The organism is Limnohabitans sp. TEGF005, assembly GCF_055394835.1.
In genome coordinates this window covers 1,416,321-1,432,648 of record NZ_AP029226.1, presented here as the reverse complement: position 1 = coordinate 1,432,648, position 16,328 = coordinate 1,416,321, and the positions used below count along the sequence as shown (strand labels likewise).

Sequence of the window (16,328 nt, the reverse complement as noted above, 5' to 3'; positions counted from 1 at the left end):
ATTCACTTGGGGTTTTTTCTTTTGTGCTCCAGCCAAGTCACCATTTGTGTAACCACTTGGCTGATCGAATTGTTGGCGATCGTGAATTTTGCTAATTACCTTGACACAGCCAACCTGCGCCTTTCCATCGTTAATTCCGTCGACAGCTATGTAATTTGTAAATAGAAGATAGCTCTAAAAAGTCAGTTGTCTACTTTTCAATGTGTTAGCCAAGTTTCACAATCTCCCCGGCCTGTGGTTCTTCTTTGTAGTAGTTCAATGTAAAGCTTTAAAGCACCGCCGCTTGCCTTTTCCAGTGGATTGGTCTTGCAATAATTGTCCATCCACATAAATTGAATCGCCCCGGGTTTGAACTGACCCCCAGAAGTTGGACAAACTTAAAGGGGTTTCATGAGGAAGTACCAAACCGAGTTCAAGCTCAAGGTTGTCAAGAGCTTTTTGGAAGGGGACGGCGGAGCGAAGCTACTGGCGCGGCATTGGTTAGTGCCTGAGGAGAAGATCCGCACCTGGGTGAGCCACTTCCGCCTGCACGGCATTGACGGGCTACGACCCAAGCGCAGCAAGTACAGTGCGCAGTTCAAGTTGCAGGTGCTGTCCCATCAGGACCGTGAGCAGCTTTCTAGCCGGCAGGTTGCGGCGATCTATGACATCCGCAATCCCAACCAAGTCGTGACCTGGCGACGCAAACTTGATGAAGGCGGCGTGGAGGCCCTCGGGACCTGGGAACAAGAGCACTCCAGTATAAAGAATGAACAACGAGGCCCAGTGCCGCCAAGCGCGGCCATCACCGATTCGGCGCAGGCCTTGCGCGAAGAGAACGAGCGACTACGCGCGGAGGTGGCGTACTTAAAAAAATTGCAAGCCTTGATTCGGTCCACGATATCAGCTGCGTCGACAAAGCGCGTCTGATTGCCGGATTGAGGCAGCAATATAAATTGGCGGACTTACTGCGGGTAGCAGGCTTGGCACGTAGTACGTTCTATTACCAGTGCCACGCTGCGCAGCGAGCAAACCCACAAAGCGCCATGGAGCCTAAGATCCGCGCCATCTATGAAGAGCACAAGGGTCGCTACGGATACAGAAGAATTACGGCGGCGCTGAGCAATTCAATGGCGGAACCGGTCAACCACAAGTGCGTACAACGGCTGATGCAGAAGATGGGGCTGCGCGCGGTGATCCGGGCGAAGAAGCGCTCCAGGCATGTCTCTGGTATGAGCGATGAGCAAGTGCCGAACGTACTGGAACGCGACTTTTGTGCAACCGCGCCAAACCAGAAATGGGCGACAGACATCACCGAGTTCAATGTGCATGGTAACAAGCGCTATCTGTCGGCCTGCATGGACCTTTACAACGGCGAGATCGTCGCGCACAAAATGGCCAGACGTCCCGTTTACGAGCTGGTTGCCAGCACTCTGCAGGAAGCGCTTTCGCGGACCGAGTGCACTGCGGGGCTGATCGTTCACTCTGACCAAGGCTGGCACTACAAGATGCAGCCCTATCGAGCGATGCTTGCGCAGCGTGGAGTCAAGCAAAGTATGAGCCGCAAGGGGAACTGCTTTGACAACGCGGTAATTGAAAGCTTCTTCGGCACCCTAAAGGCCGAGTATTTTCATCTTGCACCACCCAATAGCGTTGATGAACTTGAAGCAGGCGTGCATGATTACGTCCGCTACTACAACCATGAGCGCATCAAGCTCAGATTGAAAGGACTCAGCCCGGTGGAGTACCGGCTGAGAAGCACCGCTTAGTTGGCGGAAGCTCAACCGTCCAACTTCTGGGGGTCAGTTCAAATCCGGGGCGATTCAGAAAGCCCTGGCCGGTTCTACTGAAGAAGAGCAGTTCTGCTGATCGACTTGTCAAAAGGCTGAAGGCGAGGGCGGCTAAAATCTACCCTTAGCGTTTAGATGTTCCTTTCAAGCGCGGCCTTTGCCGCGCTTTTTTACTTGTACACACATGGTTCAGATCACTCTTCCCGACGGTTCATTGCGCGAGTTTCCAGGCCCGGTCACGGTGGCCGAGGTCGCGGCTTCAATTGGCGCAGGCTTGGCCAAGGCCGCGCTGGGGGGCAAGGTCAATGGCCAATTGGTGGACACCAGTTTCAGCATGACCGCCGATTCCAAGCTGGCCATCGTCACGGCCAAGGATCCCGAAGGCCTTGAGTTGATCCGTCATTCCTCCGCTCACTTGCTGGCCTATGCCGTCAAGTCTTTGTTTCCAGAGGCGCAAGTCACGATCGGGCCGGTGATCGACAACGGCTTTTATTACGACTTTTCGTACAGCCGCCCGTTCACGCCAGAAGATTTGGTCGCGATTGAAAAACGCATGAGCGAACTGGCTGCGAAAGACGAGCCGGTGTTGCGTCGTGTTTTGCCCCGTGACGAGGCTGTCGCGCACTTCAAGGCGATGGGCGAAAACTACAAGGCCGAGATCATCGGCAGCATTCCGGCAGACCAAGAAGTCAGCCTGTACCGCGAAGGTGATTTTGAAGACCTGTGCCGTGGCCCACACGTGCCCAGCACCGGCAAGCTCAAGCATTTCAAGTTGATGAAGGTGGCCGGTGCATATTGGCGCGGCGACAGCAAGAACGAAATGCTGCAGCGCGTGTATGGCACTGCTTGGGCCAGCAAGGAAGACTTGCAGCTGTATTTGACGCGCCTAGAAGAGGCCGAAAAGCGCGACCACCGGAAGCTGGGCCGCGAATTGGACTTGTTCCATATCGATGAGCACGCCCCCGGCCTGGTGTTCTGGCATCCCAAGGGCTGGACCGTCTGGCAGACTGTGGAGCAGTACATGCGTCAGGTCTACCGTGACAGCGGTTATCAAGAGGTTAAAGGCCCCCAAATTCTGGACAAATCCTTGTGGGAGAAAACCGGTCACTGGGACAAATACCGCGACAACATGTTCACGACCGAGTCGGAAAAGCGTGACTACGCGCTCAAACCGATGAACTGCCCTGGGCACATTCTGATCTTCAAGCAAGGCATCAAGAGTTACCGTGATTTGCCTTTGCGATATGGCGAGTTTGGCCAGTGCCACCGCAATGAGCCATCGGGCGGCTTGCACGGCATCATGCGTGTGCGTGGCTTTACGCAAGACGACGGGCACATCTTTTGTACCGAAAACCAAATCCTGCCTGAGTGCGACACCTTCACCAAGGTGCTCAAGAAGGTGTACGCCGATTTCGGCTTCACCAACATCCTCTATAAAGTGTCAACCCGTCCGGCTGCACGCATTGGCTCCGATGAGTTGTGGGACAAGGCCGAAAAAGCCTTGATGGACAGCCTGCGTCACTCGGGTTGCGACTTCGTGATCTCTGAGGGGGACGGTGCTTTCTACGGTCCGAAGATCGAATACACCCTGAAAGATGCGATTGGCCGTGAATGGCAGTGCGGCACGATTCAGGTCGATTTCAACTTGTCCGAGCGCTTGGACGCCGAATATGTGGCCGAAGACGGCTCACGACAGCGTCCCGTGATCTTGCACCGCGCCATTGTGGGCAGCATGGAGCGTTTCATCGGTATTTTGGTCGAACAGCATGCTGGTGCCTTGCCAACTTGGTTGGCGCCTATTCAGGTGTCTGTCTTGAACATCACCGATGCACAGTCTGATTACTGTCGCGAAATCGCTGCAAAACTGCAAAAATCAGTGTCAAATCAAGGCCTTAGGGTCGATTTGGACCTGCGTAACGAGAAAATCACGTATAAAATACGTGAGCATTCGTTGCAAAAGCTGCCTTACATCCTCGTCGCAGGCGACAAGGAAAAGGCAGCAGGTACCGTCGCAGTGCGCGCCCGAGGCAACAAAGACCTCGGTGTGATGTCGATCGATGCGTTCATTGAACTCATTGCTGCCGACATCGCTTCTAAAGCCTGAAGGTGATTTTCGCCACAAGCTTTGGCCCGTGGGCACAAAGATGGATGAGCTGCATGTCGCAGTTTTGTTCCGTAAAGGATTGAGTCATCGCTACCGAATTTCGTGATCGTCGCCACCGCGAAGAACGTAAACACCGTTTGAACCGTGAAATCATGGCCCCTGAGGTGCGTGTTTCCGGCCCTGAAAATGAGCCATTGGGCATTTTGTCCTTGGCCGAAGCCCTGCGCATGGCAGGTGAGATGGACGTGGATCTGGTTGAAATTGCCGCCACTGCCAACCCACCTGTTTGTCGTCTGATGGACTACGGCAAATTCAAGTACCAAGAGCAAAAGCGTGCGGCAGAAGCCAAAGCCAAGCAAACGGTCATTGACATCAAGGAAGTTAAATTCCGTCCCGGTACCGATGATGGTGACTACAACATCAAGATGCGCAACATCCGCCGCTTTTTGGCAGATGGCGATAAATGCAAGATTACCTTGCGTTTCCGTGGCCGTGAGATTACCCACCAAGAATTGGGCATCGCATTGCTGAACCGGATTCGCGACGAATTGGCCGATTCCATCATCGTCGAGCAGTTCCCTAAGCTCGAAGGTCGTCAGATGATCATGATGATCGCGCCAGGACGTAAAAAACCGGCAGGTGGCAAAGCAGCAGATGCTGCAGCGCCGACAGAATCGGTTTGACAAGAGTTTGATCTGCCCTCGGGTGGGTCAAATCAAAAGCCTCCTTCGGGTGGCTTTTGTTAAAAGTGGCTCGGGGCCAACAAGGCTGCAAAGATTTTGCAGACGCCTCACGAGCACAATTAAAGGAGCATTGACATGCCCAAGATGAAGACCAAAAGCAGTGCTAAAAAGCGCTTCCGTGTTCGTCCCGGTGGAACCGTTAAACGCGGCCAAGCCTTCAAACGTCACATCCTGACCAAGAAGACCACCAAAAACAAGCGCCACCTTCGCGGTGCAGTGGCTGTGCATGAGACCAATATGGGTCACATCGCACAAATGCTGCCCATGGCTGGCCTGTAATTACTGACGAACAAGGAGAAGAAATATGCCTCGCGTTAAACGTGGTGTAACGGCACGCGCCCGTCACAAGAAAGTCCTGGCCCTTGCAAAAGGTTTCCGCGGTCGCCGCGGTAATGTCTTCCGCATCGCCAAACAGGCGGTGATGAAGGCTGGCCAATATGCCTACCGTGACCGCCGCACCAAAAAGCGTGTGTTCCGTCAGTTGTGGATTGCCCGTATCAACGCCGCTGCGCGTGAATGCGGTCTGACCTACAGCCAGTTCGCCAACGGCCTGAAGAAGGCGGCTATCGAAATCGACCGTAAGATGCTGGCGGATATCGCCGTGCACGACAAGGCCGCTTTTGCTGGCATCGTGAACCAAGTCAAGGCCAAACTGGCTGCAGCTTGAGTCCATGAGTGAGATGTGCCTTCGGGCTCATGTCACGCACTCGATCAAAGGGATTGGGGCTCACAAAAGCTTCAATCCCTTTTTTATTCCCCTATTCACAGATCAATCACCGATCTCCCACACCATGAACGAGCTGGACACCCTGGTCGAATCTGCACGCCAGAGTTTTGCGCAGGCACTGACACCTGCTGACCTCGAAAACGCAAAAGCCCAGTTTTTGGGCAAATCCGGTCGCATCACAGAGTTGATGAAGGGCATGGCTGCTCTCAGCGTGGAAGATAAGAAAACCCGTGGTGCGGCCATCAACATCGCCAAGCAGGCGATTGAGGGCGCGTTGAACGACCGCCGCCAAGCCTTGGCCGACGCCGAACTGCAGGCGCAGCTCAAGGCCGAAGCGCTGGATGTGACACTTCCAGGCCGCAGCGGCAATGTGGGCGGTTTGCACCCCGTCTCACTCACGCTCGAACGCGTGGAGCAAATTCTTGGCTCCATGGGTTTTGAAGTGGCCCAAGGCCCTGAGATCGAAACCGACTGGTTCAACTTCACCGCGCTCAATACGCCCGAAGACCACCCAGCCCGTTCCATGCACGACACCTTCTACGTCGAAGGCGGTCACTTGCTGCGAACCCACACCAGCCCAATGCAAATCCGCCACGCGGTGCAGCACGTTAAGCATTACCGCAACCAACTTGATGCGGGCCAGGGCATGCCTGAAATACGCGTCATCGCACCCGGTCGCACTTACCGTGTGGACAGCGACGCCACCCATTCGCCCATGTTCCACCAGTGTGAAGGCCTTTGGATCGGCGAGAACGTGAGCTTCAAGGACCTCAAGGTCGTGGTCACCGATTTCTGCCGCACTTTCTTTGAAAGCGACGATCTGGTTTTGCGCTTTCGCCCCAGCTTTTTCCCCTTTACCGAACCCAGCGCTGAGATCGACATCCAGTTCCAAAACGGTCCATTGGCCGGTCGCTGGCTTGAAGTGGGCGGCTCTGGCCAAGTGCACCCCAACGTGGTGCGCAACATGGGTCTCGACCCCGAGCAGTTCATCGGCTTTGCCTTTGGCATGGGCATGGACCGTTTCACGATGCTGCGCTACGGCGTGAACGATTTGCGCCTGTTCTTTGACGGCGACGTGCGTTTCCTGAGCCAATTCCAGTAAGCCTCTTCCTGTTATTCCCGAACGCTGACCTGGTGAGTGCACGGCAGCGAAACGAAGTGAGTTCTGAAAATGCAATTTCCTGAATCTTGGTTGCGCGAGTTCTGCAACCCGTCCCTGACGACCCAGCAACTGGCCGACACCCTGACCATGGCCGGCCTTGAAGTGGAAGAGCTTGAGCCCGTGGCCCCGCCATTCACCAAGATCGTGATTGGTGAAATCAAGGAAGCCGTGCAGCACCCCAACGCCGACCGCCTGCGCGTGTGCCAGGTGGATGTGGGGCAGGGCAGTCTGCTCAACATCGTCTGTGGTGCGCCCAATGCCCGCGTGGGCATTCGCGTGCCTTGCGCCATGGTGGGCGCTGAATTGCCCCCCGGCGAAGACGGCAAACCTTTTGTCATCAAGGTCGGTAAGTTGCGTGGTGTCGAGAGCCAGGGCATGCTGTGCTCGGCCAAAGAACTGAAAATTGCGGATGACCACGGTGGCTTGCTGGAGTTGCCCGCAGATGCACCTTTGGGGCAGGACATTCGACAGTATCTGAATCTGGACGACACGCTGATGACGCTCAAGCTCACGCCCAATTTGGCGCATTGCCTGAGCGTGTATGGCATCGCCCGTGAAGTCGCGGCACTGACCGGTGCGCCGTTGAAAGCCCCGACTTTCCCGGCTGTGGCCAGTCAGATCAACGACAAATTGGGCGTCCAGGTACTAGCCAGCGACTTGTGTGGTCGTTTCAGTGGCCGCGTGGTCAAGGGCGTGAACACCCAAGCACAAACACCTGCATGGATGGTCGACCGTTTGGCCCGTTGTGGCCAGCGCAGCGTCAGTCCCTTGGTCGACATCTCCAATTACGTGATGTTCGAGTTCGGGCGTCCCTCGCACATTTTCGACCTCGACAAAATCCATGGCGGTCTGCAAGTGCGTTGGGGCAAGTCGGGTGAATCGCTCAAGCTGCTCAACGGCAATACCGTGACCGTGGACGGGCAAGTGGGCGTGATTGCCGACGACAGCCAGGTCGAGTCACTGGCTGGCATCATGGGTGGTGACGCCACTGCGGTGTCGAATGACACGCAAAACATCTACATCGAAGCCGCTTTTTGGTGGCCCAGCGCCATCGCCGGCCGTTCGCGCCGCTACAACTTTTCGACCGATGCTGGGCACCGTTTTGAGCGCGGGGTTGACCCGCAGCTGACGGTGGAGCACATCGAGCGCATCACCCAACTGGTGTTGGACATTTGCGGCACGCCCGAGACAAAGGTCGGCCCCATCGACGACCAGATCTTGAACATCCCTGCGACCACCCCCGTCACGCTGCGCGTGGCCCGTGCGGTCAAGGTCATCGGCATGCCCTTGACCCAAGCGCAATGCGCTGACGCATTGCGTGGATTGGGCCTGCAAGTGAGCGAAGGTGAGGGCACGGTCACCGTGACGCCGCCGAGCTTCCGCTTTGATTTGCAGATCGAGGAAGACCTGATCGAAGAAGTCGCCCGCATGGTGGGCTACAACAACCTGCCCACCAACCCCCCGCTGGCCCCCATCACCGCCAAGGTGCGCCGCGAGACCGAGCGCAGCCCGTCTGCTGTGCGCCGCGCTATAGCGGCTTTGGGCTACCAAGAAACCATCAATTACAGCTTCGTCGAAGAAAACTGGGAACGTGATTTGGCGGGCAATGCCAGCCCGATCCGATTGCTCAACCCGATTGCCAGTCAGATGAGTGTGATGCGCTCGAGCCTGATCGGCTCGCTGCTGCAGGTCGTCAAGTTCAATGCCGACCGCAAGGCTGACCGCGTGCGCGTGTTCGAGCTGGGCCGTGTGTTCCTGCGCAACGCGGCCATGCAAAGCACCGACACCACCGTGGAAGGATTTGATCAACCCATGCGCGTGGCTGGTATGGCCTGGGGCCCCGAGGCACCTCTGGGTTGGCAAGGCAAGTCCCGCAACGTCGACTTTTACGACGTGAAGGCCGATGTGGAAAAGTTGTTGGCCCCGCGCAAAGCAGAGTTTGTGGCCGCTGAACACCCCGCACTGCACCCCGGCCGCTCGGCCCAGGTGCTGGTGGATGGCGAGCTGGTTGGCCATGTGGGCGAATTGCACCCCCGGTGGCGTCAGGCGTGGGAACTGCCCAGCGCACCTGTGGTTTTCGAGTTGTCGCTGGATGCGGTCATTGCACGCCTTGTGCCTGTGGCCCAGGCGGTGGCCAAGCACCAATCGGTCGAACGTGATATCGCGGTCATCGTGAACGAACAAGTGACGCACGCCCAACTGATGCAGGCCATCCACACGGCGCCGACACAAGGCTTGCTGCGTGATGCTGTTTTGTTTGACATCTACCGCCCCAAAGCCGAATCGGCTGGTGGTTTGGTCGTGGGTGAGAAAAGCCTGGCTGTGCGCCTGAGCTTGCACAGCGACGAGGCCACACTGACTGAGGCACAGATCGAATCGGTCATGAGCGCCGTGCTGGCTCAGTTGACGCAGCAAGTCGCTGCCCGATTGCGCTCCTGAGGTCACCATGCAAATCAGTTTTGAATCGCTGGAAACCCCTGCGCTGACCAAGGCGCACCTCGCCGATTTGCTGTTTGAGCAGATCGGTTTGAACAAGCGCGAGTCCAAGGACATGGTCGATGCGTTCTTTGACTTGGTTGTGGACAGCCTGATCTCGGGTGATGACGTCAAGATTTCCGGGTTTGGCAACTTCCAGATCCGCACCAAGGCAGCACGTCCCGGACGCAATCCAAGGACCGGAGAATTGATTCCCATTGATGCACGTCGTGTCGCCACCTTCCATGCCAGCCATAAACTCAAAGCCTTGATTCAGGGCGATACCGATGAAGACGAAGGCGTGGAGATGGTGGGCCGCTGAATCCCTCACATCAGGAGCTCAGCATGTTGTTCAAATTCAAATCTCAGGCGACCAGCGACCTCATCATGCTGGAAGCAGATGCCCGCCGCTTGCTCAAAATCATCCTTGGTGATGACCCTGTCAAAGGGATTGTTCAATCTAACGATTTGTCGCGAGCGATCGCGGCACTCGAATCGGCGGTGGCGCAAGATGAGTCAGACAGAAAACAAGGCGCAGAGAAGGCCCAGACCCTGATTTCTGGTGAGGACGATGAATCCGTGCCTTTGAACACCGTCAGCTTGGCTCAGCGTGCAGCACCCATGCTCAAACTGCTCAAGCGCTGTTTGGTTGAAAAGTCTGACGTGGTTTGGGGCGTTTGAACAAGACCCCAGACCCGGCCCATCGTTTTTGAGGGTCAGCGTGTGAAGGCAGCGCCGCTCAATTTGTAGCCCGCTTTGAGTTGGCGTTTGGCAAACCAGCCCACATTCATTTCCAGAACGTAGCGCACGGGCTTTTCCGAGCAGTGAGAGTCATCGCTTTGGGGTTTCATGTCGGCGATGTTCACAATGGTGCCATCGTCGGCGACAAAGGCCGCAGACAGTGGAATTAAGGTGTTTCTCATCCAGAAGCACTGCGTGGCCGGTTGTTCAAATACGAACAACATGCCTTCGTGCTGGGGCATTTCCTTGCGCCACATCAGGCCAATTTGTCTTTGTTCGTTGGTCTGGGCAAGCTGCACATCCAGCACGTGCATGCCCGCATTCAGCTTGGTCCGAGGCAATTGCAGCTGTGGCGTTTCTTGGGCGAAGACGGACAAAGTCAGCGACGCCAAGGCCAAGGCCAAGGCCAAGGCGCATGTGCGATGCAATTTGCGACCGGGCAATAAAGCAAATAGAGCAGTGAGGTTCATGTTGAGAAGCAAGCTGGTCCGTATAACAAGCTTCACAGGATAACGGCTTGGCGGTGCTTTTTGGCCTTGGGGTCTGCCACCAAGCCCATGAATTTCATGCGCCAGGGTCTGGGCTTTTTTCAGCGGTCTGCAAAGCCGCCTCTGGATTGGCGTTTTCAGCCAGGATGTTTGCAGCCATCAGCCCTTTTGAACCTTCCGTTAGCTCAAAACTGACCCTGGAGCCTTCTTTCAGGCTCTTGTACCCTTCAGACTGGATGGCTGAAAAGTGGGCAAAGGCGTCAGGGCCGCCCCCATCGGGCTGGATGAATCCGAAACCTTTGGCATCGTTGAACCATTTAACCGTACCACTGGGCATACGATGTCTCCGTTATTGTTGGCCTCAGTGTGAATCGCGCTTGTCAATTTTGTCAATGTGAGGTTTTCCCGGGGGAGGCAGATTTTGGACTGCTGGCATCAAAGTCTTTTCAGACCCCGGTCTCAAAGGGCTTGAAAGGCTCGATAGAATGAAATCATGGCAACGAAAAAACCTGCAAATCCCACGCTGCCGACCGTGACACCCCGAACGCCCGATGGTGGCAATTCGGTGGTGCTCGAACGACGCGCCCAAAAAATTGAACCGCCCCAGATGTACCAGGTGGCGATGCTGAACGATGACTACACCCCCATGGAATTCGTGGTGATGGTGATACAAGAGTTTTTCAGCAAAGACCGCGAAGCGGCTACGCAAATCATGCTCAAGATCCACCTGGACGGCAAAGGCATTTGCGGGGTTTATTCCCGCGACGTGGCGGCGACCAAGGTCGACCAGGTGCTGGATGCTGCCAAACAGGCCGGCCATCCGCTGCAATGCGTCAGTGAACCTATTGAATAGTGGGGCTTACCCCCCACATCGTCTTTATCTCTCTCAGCAAGGCAAAAAGGAAATCACATGATTGCCCAAGAATTGGAAGTCAGCTTGCACATGGCCTTTGTAGAGGCCCGTCAGCAGCGCCACGAATTCATCACCGTTGAGCACCTGCTTTTGGCTTTGCTGGACAACCCCAGTGCAGCGGAAGTCTTGCGTGCGTGTGCGGCCAACATCGACGATCTGCGCAAAGCCTTGAGCAACTTCATCAAGGACAACACGCCCCAGGTCGCTGGGACAGAAGAGGTCGACACCCAGCCTACCTTGGGCTTTCAGCGGGTCATTCAACGCGCCATCATGCATGTGCAGTCGACAGGCAGCGGCAAAAAAGAAGTGAATGGCGCCAACGTGCTGGTGGCCATTTTTGGCGAAAAAGACTCGCATGCGGTTTATTACCTGCACCAGCAGGGCATCACCCGCCTGGATGTGGTCAATTTCATCGCCCATGGCATCCGCAAAAGTGACCCGCCAGAAGCTGCCAAATCGGCCGAAAACCCCACCAGTAACGAAGGCGAAGAGGGCAGTGCTGGGGGTGATCGCAGCGAAAAAGCATCGCCTTTGGAACAGTTCACGAACAACCTGAATCAAGCAGCCAAGGAAGGGAAAATTGATCCCCTGATCGGCCGCGAGTACGAAGTTGAACGCACGATCCAGATTTTGTGCCGCCGCCGCAAGAACAACCCGCTGCTGGTGGGCGAGGCGGGCGTGGGCAAAACCGCGATTGCCGAGGGCCTAGCCTGGCGCATCACCCAAGGCACCGTGCCCGAGATCTTGGCCGAAGCGACGGTGTATTCGCTCGATATGGGCGCATTGCTGGCGGGTACCAAGTACCGCGGTGATTTTGAGCAACGCCTCAAAGGCGTTTTGAAGTCGCTCAAGGACAAGCCCAATGGCATCTTGTTCATTGACGAAATTCACACGCTGATTGGTGCAGGGGCTGCTTCGGGTGGCACCTTGGATGCCTCCAACTTGCTCAAACCTGCGCTGTCCAGCGGTCAGCTCAAGTGCATTGGCGCGACCACTTTCACCGAATACCGTGGCATCTTTGAAAAAGACGCTGCTTTGAGCCGCCGCTTCCAGAAAGTGGACGTGGTCGAGCCCACCGTGTCCGAGACTGTGGACATTCTCAAAGGCCTCAAAAGCCGTTTTGAAGACCACCACAGCGTCAAGTACACGATTGCTGCTTTGCAAGCTGCGGCCGAGTTGTCCGCCAAGTTCATCAATGACCGTCAGTTGCCCGACAAGGCGATTGACGTGATCGACGAGGCCGGTGCCGCCCAACGCATTCAGGTCGCATCCAAGCGCAAAAAGACCATTGGCAAGGCCGAGATCGAAGACATCGTGGCCAAGATCGCCCGCATTCCGCCAGCCAACGTGTCCAACGACGACCGCAGCAAACTGCAGACCATCGAGCGCGACCTCAAGTCGGTGGTGTTCGGCCAAGACAAAGCCCTCGAAGTGCTGGCGTCGGCTGTCAAGATGGCCCGTTCGGGCCTGGGCAAGACCGACAAGCCGATTGGTTCTTTCTTGTTCTCTGGTCCTACAGGCGTGGGCAAGACAGAAGCGGCCAAACAACTCGCCTACATTTTGGGCATTGACCTGATCCGCTTCGACATGTCCGAGTACATGGAACGTCACGCAGTGAGTCGCCTGATCGGTGCGCCCCCGGGTTATGTGGGTTTTGACCAAGGTGGCTTGCTGACCGAGGCCGTGACCAAGAAGCCGCATTGCGTGCTCTTGCTCGACGAAATCGAAAAAGCCCATCCGGACATTTACAACGTGCTCTTGCAGGTCATGGACCACGGCACCTTGACCGACAACAACGGACGCAAGGCCGACTTCCGCAATGTGATCATCATCATGACTACCAACGCGGGTGCCGAGACCATGAACAAGGCCACCATTGGCTTTACCAACCCGCGCCAGGCAGGTGACGAGATGAGCGACATCAAACGCTTGTTCACTCCCGAGTTCCGCAACCGCCTGGATGCCATGGTCAGCTTCAAGCCGCTGGACGAGCAGATCATTTTGCGTGTGGTGGACAAGTTCTTGTTGCAACTGGAGCAGCAACTGAGCGAGAAGAAAGTGGAGGTCACCTTCACCGACAAATTGCGCAAGTTCTTGGGCAAGAAAGGCTTCGATCCGCTCATGGGTGCACGCCCGATGCAGCGCCTGATTCAGGACACCATCCGCAAGGCATTGGCTGACGAACTGCTGTTTGGACGTTTGACCGATGGCGGTCGTCTGACGGTGGACATCGACGACAAGGACGAGGTGTTGTTGGACATCACGCCCACCCCCAAGAAGGAAAGCCGTGCTTCACGGTCTGAGCCCACAGAGCCCGAGGAAGCCACGGCCAACTGACCCTCTGTCGGTCTGCGCCGCAAGGCAACAAAAAAGGAGGCCCTAATGGCCTCCTTTTTTTATGCGCCGGGCATGAAGGCGTTCTCGCTCACGCTTGAGCTTCGCGCAACACGCGGTGCCGCGTTGTGTGCACTCAGGTCAATTGACCATAACCAGCTTGCCTTTGACGCTGCGCGAGCCCATCAAGGTGTAGGCCGCCTTCAAGTCGTTCATGGGCATCGTGCGGTCAATGACGGGTTTGATCTTGCCTTGCCCGTACCACTGCGCCAGTTCGCCCATCATGGCCGCATTGGCTTGTGGTTCGCGCCTGGCGAAATCACCCCAAAAGACCCCTACCAAGGATGCACCTTTGAGCAAAGGCAGGTTCAAGGGCAGGGCGGGGATGGGGCCACCCGCAAAACCCACCACCAGGTAGCGCCCGCGCCAGGCGATGGCGCGAAACGCTGGCTCTGCCAGATCGCCACCCACAGGGTCATAGATCACATCCGGGCCACGGCCTTCGGTGAGTGTTTTCAGGGCTTCGCGCAGGTTCTCGCGGCTGTAATTGAGGGTGGCGTCAGCGCCAAGTGACTTGCAAAGGGCGCATTTTTCGTCGGTTGACGCCGCTGCAATCACTATGGCCCCCATGGCCTTGGCGATCTGGATGGCGGCAGTGCCCACACCTCCAGCCGCGCCCAGCACAAGCACCGTTTCACCAGCTTTCAGGCCTGCACGGTCCACCAGTGCGTGGTGAGAGGTGGCGTACGTCATGATGAAGGCGGCACCATCGACGGCCGAAAAACCTGCGGGCAAGGGCATGCAGAGCTTGGCGGGTGCCAAGGTGTGGGTGCCAAAGCCGCCTGTGCCCGACAGGCAGGCCACGCTTTGTCCCACTTTGAGGTGTGTAACCCCGTCGCCAATGGCTTGCACCACACCCGCGTATTCAGAGCCCGGCACAAAAGGCAGCTCGGGCTTCATCTGGTATTTGTTTTGAACGATCAGCAAATCCGGAAAATTCAGGCTAGCGGCTTCAATTTGAATCAGGACTTGACCAGGCCCCGGCGTTGGCGTGGGCAGTTCTTTCCAGGTGAGCGCGTCAACCCCGACCGGGTTCTCGCAAAGCCAAGCGTGCATGCAACTTCTCCTTGTTGGGTTCTTTGTTTGATGGCATGCATCTTAGGCAGTCGACGTGGCTCGGCCATGTCCCCCGAGCGACCAATTCCAGACTGTCAAAAACGGCCAATGATCGATCAAAAGGCGGGGGCTGCCGCCTACAATCAAAACAATTGAACGGGACACAGCATGAAAATTCTCATTTCCAACGACGATGGCTTTCGCGCCGAAGGGATCGTGGCCCTTTATGAGGCGCTGAAAACCATTGCCGAAGTGGAAGTGGTTGCGCCCGAGCACAACAACAGTGCCAAATCCAACGCGTTGACCTTGCACACCCCTTTGTATGTGCACCGTGCGGAGAATGGCTTTCGCTACGTCAATGGCACGCCCGCTGATTGCGTGCACATTGCGCTGACCGGCTTGTTGGGCTATCGGCCCGACCTGGTGATTTCCGGCATCAACAACGGCGCGAACATGGGTGACGACACCCTTTATTCGGGCACCGTGGGCGCGGCCATGGAAGGCTATCTGTTCGGCATTCCTGCCATGGCGGTGTCTCAAATCGACAAAGGTTGGGCGCACGTCGACTCTGCAGCCGCCAAAGTCAAAGAACTCGTTCAACAAATGCAGGCGGGTGATCTGGTGGCGACCAAGCCGTGGCTGTTGAATGTGAACATTCCCAACTTGCCCTTGGCGCAAATCAAAGCCGCCAAGCTTTGCCGTTTGGGCCGGCGTCATGCTGCTGATCCCGTGATCACCCAGGTTGATCCTCGTGGCCAGACCATGTACTGGATCGGCAACGCGGGCCCTGCAATGGACGACAGTGAAGGCACTGACTTTCATGCTGCGGGTTTGGGCCATGTGGTGGTGACGCCGCTCAAGGTCGACTTGACCGATCACGCGCACCTCGACCACTGGTCACACACGCTGGACCGTTTAGCCGCCCAAGGCGCTGCATGAGCCAACGCCCAGGGTTTCCGGTCAAGTTGTCTCAAACAGGGGCATCTGGGCCTAGCACCGCCAAACCTTCGGCTTCGGCGGCACCTGTCCGCGTTGCATCGACCGTGTCCACGCCCACGTCCATGCTTTTGCCCAGAACCGCATCCGCTATGTCCGGCCTGGGTTTGGACTCCGGGGCTGTTCGCGCACGCATGGTTCGAAAATTGGCAGAGCAGGGCGTCAAAGACACCCGTGTCCTCGATGCCATGGGCCAAGTGGAGCGGCATCGTTTTGTCGAAAGCGGCTTGGTGAACCAAGCCTATGAAGACACCAGCTTGCCGATTGGCCTGGGACAAACCATCTCCAAGCCCAATGTGGTGGCGCGCATGATTGAACTGCTTTGTCAGGACGCGCCCGGAAAATTGGGACGCATTCTCGAGATTGGTACGGGCTGTGGCTACCAAGCCGCCGTGCTCAGCCATGTGGCCACCGAGGTCTATAGCATCGAGCGCCTGCGCGGCTTGCACGAAAAGGCCAGAACCAACTTGCGGCCTTTCAGGCTGCACAATGTGCACTTGATTTTTGGGGATGGCATGCTCGGCTACCCCAAAGGGGCACCCTATGCGGGCATCATCTCGGCAGCCGGCGGAGACGCTGTGCCGGACACGTGGCTGGAACAACTGGCTGTGGGTGGTCGCTTGATTGCGCCGACCATCACACCTGCAGGGCACCAAGCCTTGGTGGTTATTCTGAAAACGGCACAAGGGTTCGAACGCCAGGTTCTCGAAGCTGTGCATTTTGTGCCTCTAAAATCAGGTGTTGCCTGAACAAGTAAATA

The 16,328-nt window shown here is 56.6% G+C and carries 15 protein-coding genes and 1 pseudogene; 13 read left to right on the top strand and 3 right to left on the bottom strand.

Annotated features, from left to right (window positions below):
• Window positions 1–390: 390 nt before the first annotated feature.
• From ACZ5RG_RS06865 to ACZ5RG_RS06825, 9 genes and pseudogenes are all read left to right on the top strand, one after another.
• A pseudogene (locus ACZ5RG_RS06865) lies at window positions 391–1,748 on the top strand (IS3 family transposase).
• Window positions 1,749–1,953: 205 nt separating this feature from the next.
• Window positions 1,954–3,873 (top strand): threonine--tRNA ligase, encoded by a 1,920-nt coding sequence (thrS, locus tag ACZ5RG_RS06860; protein WP_464448105.1) that lies wholly within the window; start codon window positions 1,954–1,956, stop codon window positions 3,871–3,873.
• 86 nt (window positions 3,874–3,959) lie between these two features.
• The gene (gene infC / locus ACZ5RG_RS06855; RefSeq protein WP_081499342.1) at window positions 3,960–4,556 is read left to right on the top strand and encodes a translation initiation factor IF-3; all 597 of its coding nucleotides are present in this window, start codon (window positions 3,960–3,962) and stop codon (window positions 4,554–4,556) included.
• Between the two features lie 135 nt (window positions 4,557–4,691).
• Window positions 4,692–4,895: a 50S ribosomal protein L35 gene (gene rpmI, locus ACZ5RG_RS06850; protein ID WP_019428895.1), complete on the top strand. Its 204-nt coding sequence runs from the start codon at window positions 4,692–4,694 to the stop codon at window positions 4,893–4,895.
• 25 nt (window positions 4,896–4,920) lie between these two features.
• Window positions 4,921–5,283, top strand: a complete 363-nt coding sequence (rplT, locus tag ACZ5RG_RS06845; protein WP_026036460.1) for a 50S ribosomal protein L20 — start codon at window positions 4,921–4,923, stop codon at window positions 5,281–5,283.
• Window positions 5,284–5,407: 124 nt separating this feature from the next.
• Window positions 5,408–6,445, top strand: a complete 1,038-nt coding sequence (gene pheS / locus ACZ5RG_RS06840) for a phenylalanine--tRNA ligase subunit alpha (protein WP_464448104.1) — start codon at window positions 5,408–5,410, stop codon at window positions 6,443–6,445.
• Between the two features lie 69 nt (window positions 6,446–6,514).
• A complete protein-coding gene (pheT, locus tag ACZ5RG_RS06835; protein ID WP_464448103.1) occupies window positions 6,515–8,944 on the top strand; it encodes a phenylalanine--tRNA ligase subunit beta in 2,430 nt (809 codons plus the stop codon).
• A 7-nt stretch (window positions 8,945–8,951) separates the two neighbouring features.
• Window positions 8,952–9,302 carry an integration host factor subunit alpha gene (locus ACZ5RG_RS06830; RefSeq protein WP_019428899.1) on the top strand — a complete coding sequence of 117 codons (351 nt, stop codon included), beginning with the start codon at window positions 8,952–8,954 and terminating at the stop codon, window positions 9,300–9,302.
• A gap of 23 nt (window positions 9,303–9,325) precedes the next feature.
• Entirely contained in the window at window positions 9,326–9,661 is a 336-nt protein-coding gene (locus ACZ5RG_RS06825) for a DUF1840 domain-containing protein (RefSeq protein ID WP_298601721.1), read from the top strand.
• A 35-nt stretch (window positions 9,662–9,696) separates the two neighbouring features.
• Here the strand turns inward: ACZ5RG_RS06825 and ACZ5RG_RS06820 are convergent, their stop codons facing one another.
• Both ACZ5RG_RS06820 and ACZ5RG_RS06815 read right to left on the bottom strand, forming a co-directional pair.
• Window positions 9,697–10,191 carry a DUF192 domain-containing protein gene (locus tag ACZ5RG_RS06820; protein WP_464448102.1) on the bottom strand — a complete coding sequence of 165 codons (495 nt, stop codon included), beginning with the start codon at window positions 10,189–10,191 and terminating at the stop codon, window positions 9,697–9,699.
• 94 nt (window positions 10,192–10,285) lie between these two features.
• Window positions 10,286–10,546, bottom strand: coding sequence for a cold-shock protein (locus ACZ5RG_RS06815; RefSeq protein WP_312261802.1), 261 nt, complete (start codon window positions 10,544–10,546; stop codon window positions 10,286–10,288).
• Window positions 10,547–10,702: 156 nt separating this feature from the next.
• On the opposite strand from ACZ5RG_RS06815, the gene clpS reads away from it, so the two are divergent.
• Together clpS and clpA are read left to right on the top strand one after the other, a co-directional pair.
• Window positions 10,703–11,062: an ATP-dependent Clp protease adapter ClpS gene (gene clpS, locus ACZ5RG_RS06810; RefSeq protein WP_019428903.1), complete on the top strand. Its 360-nt coding sequence runs from the start codon at window positions 10,703–10,705 to the stop codon at window positions 11,060–11,062.
• A gap of 57 nt (window positions 11,063–11,119) precedes the next feature.
• A complete protein-coding gene (gene clpA / locus ACZ5RG_RS06805; protein WP_464448101.1) occupies window positions 11,120–13,459 on the top strand; it encodes an ATP-dependent Clp protease ATP-binding subunit ClpA in 2,340 nt (779 codons plus the stop codon).
• Window positions 13,460–13,597: 138 nt separating this feature from the next.
• Here clpA and ACZ5RG_RS06800 read toward each other — a convergent pair whose 3' ends face one another.
• Window positions 13,598–14,572, bottom strand: coding sequence for an NADPH:quinone oxidoreductase family protein (locus ACZ5RG_RS06800; RefSeq protein ID WP_298601707.1), 975 nt, complete (start codon window positions 14,570–14,572; stop codon window positions 13,598–13,600).
• A gap of 168 nt (window positions 14,573–14,740) precedes the next feature.
• On the opposite strand from ACZ5RG_RS06800, the gene surE reads away from it, so the two are divergent.
• Both surE and ACZ5RG_RS06790 read left to right on the top strand, forming a co-directional pair.
• The gene (surE, locus tag ACZ5RG_RS06795) at window positions 14,741–15,511 is read left to right on the top strand and encodes a 5'/3'-nucleotidase SurE (protein ID WP_298601704.1); all 771 of its coding nucleotides are present in this window, start codon (window positions 14,741–14,743) and stop codon (window positions 15,509–15,511) included.
• Entirely contained in the window at window positions 15,508–16,317 is an 810-nt protein-coding gene (locus ACZ5RG_RS06790) for a protein-L-isoaspartate(D-aspartate) O-methyltransferase (RefSeq protein ID WP_464448100.1), read from the top strand. The genes surE and ACZ5RG_RS06790 overlap by 4 nt, the downstream gene beginning before the upstream one ends.
• The last annotated feature ends 11 nt before the right edge of the window (window positions 16,318–16,328 follow it).